This is a genomic window from Pseudomonas sp. FP1154, from assembly GCF_030687245.1.
Lineage (GTDB): Bacteria > Pseudomonadota > Gammaproteobacteria > Pseudomonadales > Pseudomonadaceae > Aquipseudomonas > Aquipseudomonas rhizophila.
Map to the genome: position 1 here is coordinate 4,089,113 of NZ_CP117465.1, position 12,099 is coordinate 4,101,211.

Genomic DNA, 12,099 nt, shown 5'->3' on the forward strand with positions numbered 1-12,099 from the left:
GAACGCCTCGCTCAATTGCCCGTCCTGACGTTGCAGCCAGGCGATGTAATCGCGATAGCGCCCGATGGCGCTGGCCGACGTGCGGCCGCTGTAGCGTTGCATCACCTCACCGAGCAGCTGCGAATTGCTCCAGCCGTCCATCAAGATGTGGTGATAGGTGTAGATCAAATGCCATTGCCCGGCGCCGGTCTGCACCAGCACCAGGCGCAACAGCGGCGCCTGGCTCAGATCGAAACCTTGCGCGCGCTCGCTATCGGCCAGCACGGCAAGGGCCTGCGACGGATCGCTATGCTCGCGCCAGTCCAGCACCGTGAACGGCAATTGCACCTTTTTATGGACGATCTGCAGCGGCTGCTGCAATTGCCCCTGCCAGATGAAGCCGCTGCGCAAGATGTCCTGCGCATCGACGGTGGCTTGCCAAGCGGCGCGGAAACGTTCGGTGTCCAGGCCTTGCACGTCCACCCGCAACTGGTTGACGTACTCACCGGCGGCCTGCTCGTAGAGGGTGTGGAACAACAGCCCCTGCTGCATCGGCGACAGTGGATAGAGATCGTCGAGCTGGCCGGCCGACACCGGCAGCTCGTCGAGTTGCGCCTGAGTGACAGACGCCATCGGGAAATCCGACGGTGTGGCTTGCGGAGTGACCAGGTTGGCGCAATGCTCGATCAGCGCCTTGAGCTCAATGGCGTATCGATCGACCAGTTGCTGCACGGTCGCGCGGTCGAACATCTCACGGCTGAAACCCCAGCTCATCGCCAGTTCGCCGCCATAGACCTGACCTTCCACGGTCAGCCAGTTGGCCAGGGGTGCCGTCGGGTCCTGGGCGACGCCACTGCCTTCGCTGGAGGGCACGAACAACGCCGCCTCATCGAACTGCCGGTCGAACTGGCCGAGATAGTTGAACGTAATGCGCGGTGGCGCCAGATCCGCCAGTTCGGCGCGCACCGAAGGTGCTGCCAAATGACGCAGCACGCCATAACCCAGGCCTTTGTCCGGGACGCCGCGCAGGTGCTCCTTGATCGCCTTGATCGACCCACCGAGATCGTCGCTGGCCGTCAGTTTCACCGCGAACAGGCTGGTGAACCAACCCACCGTCCGGGTCAGGTCGATGTCATCGAACAGCGCTTCACGGCCATGACCTTCCAGTTCGATCAGCGTGTCCGGCTGCCCGCTCCAGCGAGTGATGGTGCGGGCCAGCGCGGTCAGCAGCAGATCGTTGACCTGGGTGCGATACGCGGCAGGCGCCCGTTGCAGCAATTGTCGGGTCAGTTCGGCATCCAGACGCCATTCGATCTTCGCGCCGTGGGCATTTTCCAGGCTGCCTTGGGGCCGATCGCACGGCAGGTCCAGCGCGCCTTGGTGCTGGGCTTTCCAGTAGGCCAACTGATCGTCGAAGCGCGGCGCTTCGGCGTTCAGACGCGCGGTCCAGCTCTGGAATGCGCTGGTCTTGGCCGGCAAGGTCACGCCGCCACCCGCCGCCAGTTGTTCGTAAGCCTGCTGCAAATCTTCCAGCAACACCCGCCACGACACACCGTCTACCACCAGGTGATGGATGACCAGCGCCAGCCGCTGACTGCCGTCGGCCAGATTCACCAACATGGCGCGCAACAGCGGCCCTTCTTGCAGGGAGAGGCTGCGCTGCGCCTCGTCGCACAGCGCATTCAGTTGCTCGGCGGATTGGGCATCGCGCAACCACAGATCAGCGCTTTGCCGCAGCAGTCCGTGGCTCTGCTGCCAGCCGTCCGCGCCCGGCACAAAGCGCAGGCGCAGGGCATCGTGATGATTGATCACGCAGGTCAGCGCCGCATCGAGCCATTGCCCATTCAAGGGCTCGCGAGCGGTCAGCAGCAGCGACTGATTCCAGTGCTCACGGGCGTTCATCGGCCGCGAGAAAAACTGCTGCTGGATCGGCCCGAGGAGAGCCGCGCCGGTGATAGGCCCCTGGTCCACCGCACTGTGATGGTCGAGGCTGGCGACCAGGGCCAGGCTGCGCACGGTCTGGTACTGGAACAGATCACGCGGATTGATGCCGATACCGACCTGCCGCGCACGGCTCACCACTTGAATGGAGATGATCGAATCACCGCCCAGCTCGAAGAAATTGTCTTCGAGGCCGACCCGCTCCAACCCGAGTACGTCCTGCCATATTTCAGCCAGCGCGATCTGCAGCGCATCCTGCGGCGCGACGAACGCCTGCTGCGGCGCCGCGTCCGGTTGCGGCAGGGCCTTGCGGTCCAGTTTGCCGTTGGCGGTGACCGGTAATCTGGCCAACGGCATCAGGTAGGTCGGCACCATGTATTCCGGCAGACTGCCCAGCAGCCACGCTTTGAGGTCCTGCTGCCACTGCTCGTGCGGGTGGGTGTTTTCCAGCACCAGATAACCCACCAGATGCTTGCCGTCCTGCACCAACACCACCGCCTCGCGCACCAGCGGGTGCTGCATCAGGCGGGTTTCGATTTCGCCCAGCTCAATGCGCAGGCCACGCAGCTTGACCTGATGGTCGAGGCGGCCAAGGTATTCGATCACCCCGTCGGCACGCTGGCGCACCCGGTCGCCGGTGCGGTACAGGCGCGCGCCGTCATGGAAGGGGCACGGCACAAAACGCTCGGCGGTCAGCGCCGGGCGCTGGTGATAACTGCGCGCCAGCCCCGCTCCGCCCAGGTACAACTCGCCAGGCACGCCGTACGGCACCGGCACCAATTGGGCGTCGAGCACGTGGGTGCGCAGGTTGGCGATCGGCCGACCGATCGGCACGCAATCGGCACCTTCGTCGACGCATGTCCAGTGGGTCACGTCGATGGCCGCTTCGGTCGGCCCGTACAGGTTGTAGAGGCTGGCGTTCGGCAGTTTGGCGAAGACCTGTTTCTGCGCATCCAGCGGCAAGGCTTCGCCGCTGCAGACGATGCGCCTTAGCCCTTCACAGGTTTGCACGCCCGGCTCATGGATAAACGCCTGCAGCATCGACGGCACGAAGTGCAGCGTGCTGATGCGGTAACGGTTGATGATATCGATCAATTGCAGCGGGTCGCGGTGCGCACCCGGCGCGGCCACCACCAGACACGCACCAGCCATCAGCGGCCAGAAGAATTCCCACACCGACACGTCGAAGCTGAACGGCGTTTTTTGCAACACCGCATCGCTGTCATCCAGGCCGTAAGCCTGCTGCATCCAGCACACACGGTTGACCAGGGCCGCGTGACTGTTGCCCGCGCCCTTGGGTCTGCCAGTGGAACCGGAGGTGTAGATCACATAGGCCAGACTCAACGGATCAACCGTCACCTCGGGGCGACGCTCGCTGTAACCGTCGAGCCAGCCACTCGGCTGATCGAGCAGAATCACGCTGACGCCATCAGTTGGCAGCTCCGCCGCCAGCGAGCGCTGGGTCAGCAGCAAGGCGATGCCGCTGTCTTCGATCATGTAGGCCAGGCGATCCTGCGGGTACTCCGGGTCCAGCGGCACATAGGCGCCGCCGGCTTTATGGATCGCCAGCAGACCGACCACCATTTCCACCGAACGCTCGACGCAGATCCCCACCAGCGTGTCCGGCCGCACACCGCGCTCACGCAGCAGATGGGCCAGGCGGTTGGCGCGGGCATCCAGTTGCGCGTAGCTCAGGCTTTGTTCGCCAAACAACAACGCCGGTGCATCCGGGGTGCGCGCCACCTGGGCTTCAATCAGGTGATGCATGCAGCGGTCGGTCGGATAGCGCTGGGCCGTGGCATTGCCACCGTGCACCAGGGTTTTGTGCTCATCGGCGTCGAGCAGCGGCAATTCGCCGATGCGTTGCGACGGATCGGCGACCATCGCCGCCAGCAAACGCAACCAATGCCGGGCCATGCGCACGATGGTTGGCGCTTCGAACAGGTCGTTGGCGTACGTCAGCGCGGCGTGCAGCTTGCCGGCCTTTTCGTAGGTGTCCAGGGTCAGGTCGAACTGGGTGGTGCGACCCTGCCAGTCGAGCATGCCGAGTTCCAGCCCGGACGCGGTGCTGACCGTGGTGAGGTCGGCTACGTGCGGCTGATGGTTGTACATCACCTGGAACAGCGGCGTATGGCTGAGACTGCGTTCCAGCTTCAGGGCTTCGACCAGACGCTCGAATGGCAGGTCCTGATGGGCCTGGGCACCGAGCGCGGTCTCTTTGACTGCGCGCAGCAAATCGGCAACCCGCGTCTGCCCGTCCAGTTCGGTGCGCAGCACCTGGGTGTTGACGAAGAAGCCGATCAGGCCTTCGATTTCATCGCGATTGCGGTTGGCGATCGGCACACCGACGCGGATATCGGACTGGCCGCTGTAGCGATGCAACAGCACGTTGAACGCGCCGAGCAACAGCATGAACAGCGTGATGCCATGCTGCTGGGCGGTGCTGCGCAGGTGCTCCGCCAAAGCGGCATCGATGGCAAACTCATGACGGCTGCCGCGATAGCTCGGCATGGCCGGGCGCGAGTGATCGGTCGGCAGTTCGAGCACCGGATGCTCGCTGCCCAGTTGCGCCTGCCAATACTCGAGTTGCCGCGCCTGCTCGCCCGCTTCGAGCCAGCGGCGCTGCCACAGGGCGTAATCGCTGTACTGGATCGGCAGCGGCGCGAGTTGCGGCGACTGCCCCGCCTCATGGGCGTCATAGCAGCGGATGAATTCGTCGATCAGCACGTTCATCGACCAGCCGTCGGAAACGATGTGGTGCAAGGTCAGCAACAGCACGTGTTCCTGCTCGTCGAGCTTGAGCAGCTTGACCCGCAGCAGCGGCCCGACCGCCAGATCGAACGGCAGCAGTGACTGTTGCTGCGCCGCCTCGGCCACCGCCTGTTCGCGCTCGGCGGCCGGCAAGGCACTGAAATCCTGTTGCTCGATCAGCAGCGGCGCGCAGGTCGGCACTTGCAACAGGCTATCGTCCGCCTGACGCTGGAACACCGTACGCAGGGTTTCGTGACGCGCGACGAGGCTGGCGAAGGCCTGCTCCAGCGCCGTCAGGCTCAATGCGCCCTTGAGCCGCACCGCCCCCGGCAGGTTGTAGGCCGCGCTGCCGGGCTCCAGTTGCCAGAGGAACCACATCCGCTGCTGGGCGTAGGACAAGGCTTGGCGATCTTCGGCTTCAACGCCCTGGGGGATGGGGAAACCGCTGAACTCGACGCCCTCCTTGTCCAGCGCCGCCAGGAACATCCGGCGCTTGTCCAGGGGCAACCCGATAAACCGGCGAGCAAGTTTCAAGGCGTCTTCAGCATTCATTTCTGGGTATCCGGAATCAGTGGGCACAAGGCACAAAGGCATGTCGTCCCTATAAAACGAATGCAGACCGGAAAAATTAGCGCTTGAGAATAGAGGTCAGGAAAGAGGGAAATCCGTGGCGAGGGAGCTTGCTCCCGCTCGACTGCGCAGCAGTCGCAGAAGCTCCCGGCCGCAAAAGAACCGACGCCTGGTAGGGGTCGCTTCGCAACCCAGCGGGAGCAAGCTCCCTCGCCACAAAAGCAGATTGTTTGTGAATCAATGCATCAGGCGCTGATTGCCAACCCATACCGTCGATGATGCACGCTCAACTGATCCTTGATCAGGCGCAGCACCCTGGCCTCGTGCTCATGGATAAAAAAGTGCCCGCCCGCCAGCATGTCCACCGAAAAGCTGCCGGAGGTTTCCCGGCTCCAGCCGATCAGTTGCTCGGTGCTGGCCTTGTCGGTGGTGCCGCCGAGCACGTGCACCGGGCATTTGAGCGGCGTTCGGGTTCGCGGCTGGAAACGCCCGCACAGCAGAAAATCCGCCCGCAGCACAGGCAAGGTCAGGGCCATCAATTCTTCATTGGCCAGGACTTCTTCGCTGGTGCCATTGAGGGTGCGCAGTTGTTCGATCAATTCGGTATCGGTTTTCGGTGTGGCAAAACCGCGGTCGTAATCGGCGCGCATCGTCGGCGCTGCGGTGCCCGAGGCGAACAGCGCTACCGGTTCCGGGCAGCCCAGCTCACGCAAGGCATGGGCGATTTCGCAGGCCAGCAATGCGCCCAGGCTGTGGCCGAACAGCGCATAAGGGGCCTGGAGCGTGGGGCGCAGCTCCCGGGCCAGTTGCATCGCCAACGGGCCCATGTCGGTGTGCAGCGGCTCGCCGAAACGCGCCCCGCGCCCCGGCAGCTCAACCGGCTGCACCTGCAGCCATTGCGGCACCTTGCGCCGCCAGCGGCTGTAAACCATGGCGCTGGCGCCGGAATACGGCAGGCATAGCAAGGTCAGTTGGGTCACTGCGGTTTTCTCCGATCAGTTGTGTATGGAAGATAACGAACTGGCGACAGTCTGAATTAGTCAGTGTCGCCGTACCTGCCCCATGGCCTCACACGCCCCCTATACTGGCGGCATCTCGGCTCGCCCCATCGCAAAGGAGAACGCCATGACCTGGTCTGCCAAGCAATACGTCACGTTTGAACAGGAACGCACCCGTCCGGCCCGGGACCTGCTGGCGGCCATCCCGCCGGGGCAGGCGCGCTCGGTGATCGACCTGGGGTGCGGCCCCGGCAATTCCACAGAATTATTGGTGGAGCACTTTCCCGGGGCAACGGTGCGTGGCCTGGACAGTTCCAGCGACATGATACAGGCCGCCCGTCAGCGCCTGCCCGAAGTGGCCTTCGACACCGCAGACATCGGCCAATGGGACGAACCCGGCCCCTTCGATGTGATCTTCGCCAACGCGGTGCTGCAATGGCTGCCTGACCACGCAACCCTGCTGCCGTCACTGGTCAGCAAACTGGCCGAGGGTGGCAACCTGGCGATCCAGATGCCCGACACCCTGCACCAGCCGTCCCACCGCTTGATGCGGGAAATCGCCGCCAATGGGCCCTGGGCCAGCCAACTGGCCGGAGCCGCCGATACGCGCACGGAAGTGGCCGATGCCAGCCTGTACTACTCGATCCTCAAGCCCCATTGCACCCGTGTCGACGTGTGGCGCACCACCTACCATCACCCGCTGGCCGGGGGCGCCGCCGGCGTGGTGGAGTGGTTCAAGGGCAGCGGCTTGCGGCCGTTTCTCGACCCGCTGGATGAGGTGCAACGCGGGCAATACCTGCAACAGTATCTCAACGCCGTTGAACAGGCTTATCCGGCCATGGACGATGGAACGGTGCTGCTGCCATTTCCCCGTGTGTTCATGGTCGCGACCCGCTAGAGCAGCGAGGGTTAAATTTCCGGTCCCGGCCCTCGTTACCTGCTCAGACCAATACCCACAAGAGTGACCGCCGTGGACCTGCAAACCATTCTGGGCAAACTGTTCGCCAACGCGGGCGCCGTTGGTATCGAAGGTGTTTTCCAATTCGTGTTCGGCCCCCAGCAGGCGTACTGGTCGGAGGTCAGAACCAGCAGCCGCACCCAGGCCGGTCGCCACAGCAGCCCCGACGTGACCATTGAAGTGGCGGAAAAGGACTTTCTCGGGATCATGGCCGGCCTGGCCAATGTCGAGGAGCTGTTTGCCAGCGGACGCCTGAAGATCGGCGGCAACATGGGCCTGGCGACGTTGTTGCCGCAGATCATCGAGCATGCCCGCCACGGCAGTGGCGCGGTGGAAAAGGTCGACATGAACAAGCGTTATCCCACCCCGCCGCGCTTCAGCGAAAAGCTCACCGCCAGCCTGCCGACCCAGCGCAGCGTGGAACGTCGCCCGCGCAGCGAGCTGTCGGTGCAAGAGTTTCAAGCGCGCTACCTGCCCCATGGCATTCCGGTGGTCATCAGCAATGCCTTGCAGGACTGGCCGTTGTTCAAGCTCAGTCGCGAAGAATCCCTGGTGCATTTTGCCGAGCTGCAAGGCATCACCCGCCACGGCGACTACGTGAAAAAAACCTTCTCCACCGAGCGGGACTTCCGCTCCACGTCCATGGCCGATTTCATTGCTTCTCTGGACAGCCCGGCGGTCAAGGGCGCCGATGGTGAACCGCCGGCCTACATGGGCAACAACATCCTGCCGGCGCAATTGATGGAGCAAATCAACTACCCGCCCTATTTCGACCCGTCGCTGTTCATCCCGCCACGCATCTGGATCGGCCCAAAGGGCACCCTCACCCCGCTGCACCGCGACGACACCGACAACCTGTTCGCCCAGGTCTGGGGCCAGAAAATCTTCACCCTCGCCGCCCCCCATCACCGCGAAGCCCTCGGCACCTGGTCCACGGCGCCCCAAGGCGGCCTGGACGGTTGCGATTTCAACCCGGACGCGCCGGACTACCAGCGCTTCCCCCGCGCCCGTGACGTGACCTTCCTGCGGGTGACGCTGGAGGCCGGGGATCTGCTGTTCCTGCCTGAAGGCTGGTTCCATCAGGTGGAGTCGGTGTCCACTTCGTTGTCAGTGAACTTCTGGGTGAATTCGGGGCGGGGTTGGTGAGCGCTGACTTGAGGCGAGCGGCCTTTGTGGCGAGGGGATTTATCCCCGCTGGGGCGCGAAGCGGCCCCATTCAAACTGTCTGCCACATCACCGTTGCCAGGTTCTGGGGCTGCTGTGCAGCCCAGCGGGGATAAATCCCCTCGCCACAGGTTTTGTGTTCGCCATGGGTGGCGCGTTCATTCCATCGTGAAGACTGCTTCACCCAAATGAACTCCACGCACCTCATACCAGTCAGCAGGTAAAGCCCTCAACTCAAGGTGCTAGACCATGCAGATATCCCTCGCCCGACAGGTTGCCCTGGTCACCGGCGCCAGTTCCGGCATTGGTGCAGGCGCGGCCAGGGCATTGGCAGACGCCGGTGCCGCGGTGGTGCTCAACTACCACTCCAGCGCCGGCCCGGCGCAAGACCTGGCCCGTGAAATCAACGCCAACGGTGGACGCGCCATCGCCGTCGGTGCCGATGTGTCGAAGGAGCCGGATGTCGAGCGACTGTTCGCCCAGACTATCGAAGCCTTTGGCACGCTGGACATCCTGGTCGCCAACTCCGGCCTGCAAAAAGACGCCGCCGCCGTCGACATGAGCCTGGAGGACTGGAACACCGTGATCGGCACCAACCTGACCGGCCAGTTCCTCTGCGCCCGTGCCGCCCTGCGGATTTTCAATCAGCAGGGCATTCGCCAGGGCGTGTCCCGGGCCGCCGGCAAAATCATCCACATGAGCTCAGTGCACCAGCGCATCCCCTGGGCCGGTCACATCAACTACGCTGCCTCCAAGGGCGGCGTCCATCTGCTGATGCAGAGTCTGGCCCAGGAAATCAGCCACCAGCGCATCCGCATCAACAGCATCGCGCCCGGCGCGATCCGCACGGCCATCAACCGCGAGGTCACTGAAGGCGAACAGGAGCAGAAATTGCTGGAGCTGATTCCTTACGGGCGTATCGGCGATGTGGAAGATGTCGCCAACGCGGTGGTCTGGCTGGCGTCGGACTTGTCCGATTACGTGGTAGGTACCACGTTGTTCATCGATGGCGGGATGAGCCTTTATCCGGGGTTCCACGGCAATGGCTGACTATCACGAAACCCAAAGCCCTATCGAGAACCACGGCATCATCGGCGACATGCGCAGTGCTGCCCTGGTGAATGACCGAGGCAGTGTCGACTTTTTCTGCTGGCCGGAATTCGACAGCCCATCAATTTTCTGCTCGCTGCTGGACACGCCGGACGCGGGGATCTTTCAACTGGCGCCGGACCTGCCTAATGCCCGTCGCCAGCAGATCTACCTGCCTGACACCAACGTACTGCAAACCCGCTGGCTGAGTGATGACGCCGTGGTGGAAATAACCGACCTGCTGCCCATCGGCGACAGCGAGGATGACCTGCCGGTATTGATCCGCAAAGTGAGCATGACCCTCGGCAGCGCGACGTTTCGCATGCGCTGCGCGGTACGCCACGACTACGCCCGCAGCCTCACCAGCGCACGCCGTGACGGCGATCACATCTGCTTCGAAGCACCGGGGCAACCTGGCCTGCGTTTGTGTTCCGATCAGCTCATGACCCTGGACGACCGGGCGGCGGTGGCCGAGTTCAGGCTGGAACAAGGCCAGAGCGCCGAGTTCCTGCTGGGCGGTATTGACGACCCGCGGCTTCAGGATGACATCAGCGCAATATGCCTGGAGCGAACCCTGGCGTTCTGGCGCGGCTGGATTGGCCAATCCACCTATCGCGGGCGCTGGCGGGAGATGGTCAACCGCTCGGCCTTGGCGCTGAAACTGCTGACCTCACGCAAACACGGCGCCATCCTCGCCGCCGCGACCTTCGGCCTGCCGGAAACCCGTGGCGGCGAGCGCAACTGGGACTATCGCTACACCTGGATCCGCGACGCGTCCTTCACCGTTTACGCGTTCATGCGCCTGGGCTTCGTTGAAGAAGCCAACGCCTACATGCGTTTTCTGCGGAGCCGGGTCAGCGACTGCTGCGATCAGCCGATCAAACTCAACATCCTGTACGGCCTGGACGGCAGGCTGGAGCTACCTGAAGTCGAACTGCCACACCTCAGCGGCTTTGGTCATGCCAAGCCGGTGCGCATCGGCAACCTGGCCTACAAACAAGTGCAGTTGGATATCTTCGGCGAATTGATGGACGCGGTGTACCTGGTCAACAAATACGGCGAAGCCATTTCCCATCAGGGCTGGAAACACGTCGTCAATGTGGTCGATCAGGTCTGTGATATCTGGCAGGACAAAGACGTGGGTATTTGGGAAATGCGCGGGGAGAAGCACCACTTCCTGCATTCGCGGCTGATGTGCTGGGTCGCCGTCGATCGCGCCATCCGCCTCGCGGTCAAACGCTCCTTGCCCGCGCCTTTCGCCCGCTGGGACCAGACTCGCCAGGCCATCTATGAAGACATCTGGACAAATTTCTGGAGCGAGGAACGGCAGCATTTCATCCAGCGCCTGGGCAGCACCGCCCTCGACGGTTCGATGTTGTTGATGCCGCTTGTGCGCTTCGTCAGCGCGCGCGACCCGCGCTGGCTCTCGACCCTCGATGCGATTGAAAAAGACCTGGTGCGCGATGGCATGGTCTACCGCTACCGCAACGACGAAAGCCCCGTCGACGGCCTCAGGGGCACTGAAGGCTCGTTCGCCGCGTGTTCGTTCTGGTACGTCGAATGCCTGGCCCGCGCCGGCCGTGTGGAAAAAGCCCAGCTGGAGTTCGAACAACTGCTGCGCTACGCCAACCCGCTGGGCTTGTACGCCGAGGAGTTCGACAGCCACGGCTACCACCTGGGCAACACCCCCCAGGCCTTGACCCACCTGGCGCTGATCAGCGCCGCCAGTTTCCTGGACCGCAAATTGAGCGGGGACAAAACGCATTGGCAGCCGTGAGCCGGGCTGGCGAGTGAACGTATTCCCCGCTGTGCACGGGCTTTTGTGGGAGCAAGGCTTGCCCGCGATGAAGGCGACGCGGTCGTGAAATCGAGTCGCCCTCATCGCGGGCAAGCCTTGCTCCCACCCTGCACCACCAAAGCTCAGTACAACAAGTGGTGTATCTGCTACCGCGCCGACTCAGCCAGTTCGAGATCATCCAACGCTCGATTGGCCAGCAACGTACCCAGCTCAATCAACTGCTGAATCCCCAGCGCAACATGCCGCCGGGAACCTTCCAGCTCGAATGCCAGGTCACTGACCATGGCGTTGGCCGAAGCCAGGGTTTCGCTGAGGCTGGTCAGCACGGATTCGGTGTTGAGGCCGGGGACCACTGAAAATATCTGGCCGTCCTGGGTGTCGGGTTTGGCTGGGGGAGACAAGTGGACATTCAGCGCCCGGTCAGCGGCTTCGCGGAGTTTTTTGGTGTCGAGGGTGGTGTAGGCGGACAGGTTTTCGGCGCGTGGAGGGTTGGGGGTGATCTTGACCATTTGTGAAGCTCCTGACTTGAAATTGAGCCCACTCACCTCGTGACCAAACGAGGGGTGGTGGGCTATACGCAGGTTGGTCAACCGGGAAGTCAGGCACCCGGCGCACTCGAAAGTGCCCCGCGCACAGCCCACCGCAAAGCATACCGACAAGCACACAAAAAAGCGCCGACATGCTGAGGTTGGCGCGTGTGCGCCTGACATTGGACGGGTGACCAAACCCGATCGCTGATTTTGCAGCGACCGGCACAGCCTAGCCCCGCCGTTTCCGAACCGGCAACCGCCACGACTCGTCGGAAAATTCCGGTTCACCTATTTTTTTGTAGGAACTCCACACCCTTGTGG

At 63.2% G+C, this 12,099-nt stretch carries 7 protein-coding genes (1 of these 7 running past the window's edge); 4 read left to right on the forward strand and 3 right to left on the reverse strand.

Annotated elements, in window-relative coordinates:
• Both PSH91_RS18220 and PSH91_RS18225 read right to left on the reverse strand, forming a co-directional pair.
• Positions 1-5,223, reverse strand: partial view of a non-ribosomal peptide synthase/polyketide synthase gene (locus PSH91_RS18220; RefSeq protein ID WP_305466391.1) — the start only. 7,296 nt of this gene lie to the left of the window's left edge; the window shows 5,223 of its 12,519 coding nt (coding positions 1-5,223); the start codon lies at positions 5,221-5,223; its stop codon lies off the left edge, out of view.
• 263 nt (positions 5,224-5,486) lie between these two features.
• Positions 5,487-6,221: a thioesterase II family protein gene (locus tag PSH91_RS18225; protein WP_305466393.1), complete on the reverse strand. Its 735-nt coding sequence runs from the start codon at positions 6,219-6,221 to the stop codon at positions 5,487-5,489.
• Between the two features lie 145 nt (positions 6,222-6,366).
• Here PSH91_RS18225 and tam point away from each other — a divergent pair, with 145 nt between their 5' ends.
• From tam to PSH91_RS18245, 4 genes are all read left to right on the forward strand, one after another.
• Entirely contained in the window at positions 6,367-7,137 is a 771-nt protein-coding gene (gene tam / locus PSH91_RS18230; protein ID WP_047230458.1) for a trans-aconitate 2-methyltransferase, read from the forward strand.
• Between the two features lie 72 nt (positions 7,138-7,209).
• A complete protein-coding gene (locus tag PSH91_RS18235; RefSeq protein ID WP_047230457.1) occupies positions 7,210-8,343 on the forward strand; it encodes a cupin-like domain-containing protein in 1,134 nt (377 codons plus the stop codon).
• Positions 8,344-8,610: 267 nt separating this feature from the next.
• Positions 8,611-9,411 carry an SDR family oxidoreductase gene (locus PSH91_RS18240; protein ID WP_305466396.1) on the forward strand — a complete coding sequence of 267 codons (801 nt, stop codon included), beginning with the start codon at positions 8,611-8,613 and terminating at the stop codon, positions 9,409-9,411.
• A complete protein-coding gene (locus tag PSH91_RS18245) occupies positions 9,404-11,227 on the forward strand; it encodes a glycoside hydrolase family 15 protein (RefSeq protein ID WP_305466398.1) in 1,824 nt (607 codons plus the stop codon). Before PSH91_RS18240 ends, PSH91_RS18245 begins: the two co-directional genes overlap by 8 nt.
• A gap of 167 nt (positions 11,228-11,394) precedes the next feature.
• On the opposite strand, the gene PSH91_RS18250 is transcribed toward PSH91_RS18245, so the two are convergent.
• On the reverse strand, positions 11,395-11,757 hold the full coding sequence (locus tag PSH91_RS18250; RefSeq protein ID WP_305466400.1) for a DUF6124 family protein: 363 nt from the start codon (positions 11,755-11,757) through the stop codon (positions 11,395-11,397).
• Positions 11,758-12,099: the final 342 nt, after the last annotated feature.

Bases quoted from the DNA above. Each gene is read 5' to 3' on its own strand.
- tam (WP_047230458.1), top strand. From the start codon at position 6,367: ATGACCTGGTCTGCCAAGCAATACGTCACGTTTGAACAGGAACGCACC.
- PSH91_RS18240 (WP_305466396.1), top strand. From the start codon at position 8,611: ATGCAGATATCCCTCGCCCGACAGGTTGCCCTGGTCACCGGCGCCAGT.
- PSH91_RS18245 (WP_305466398.1), top strand. From the start codon at position 9,404: ATGGCTGACTATCACGAAACCCAAAGCCCTATCGAGAACCACGGCATC.
- PSH91_RS18250 (WP_305466400.1), bottom strand. From the start codon at position 11,757: ATGGTCAAGATCACCCCCAACCCTCCACGCGCCGAAAACCTGTCCGCC.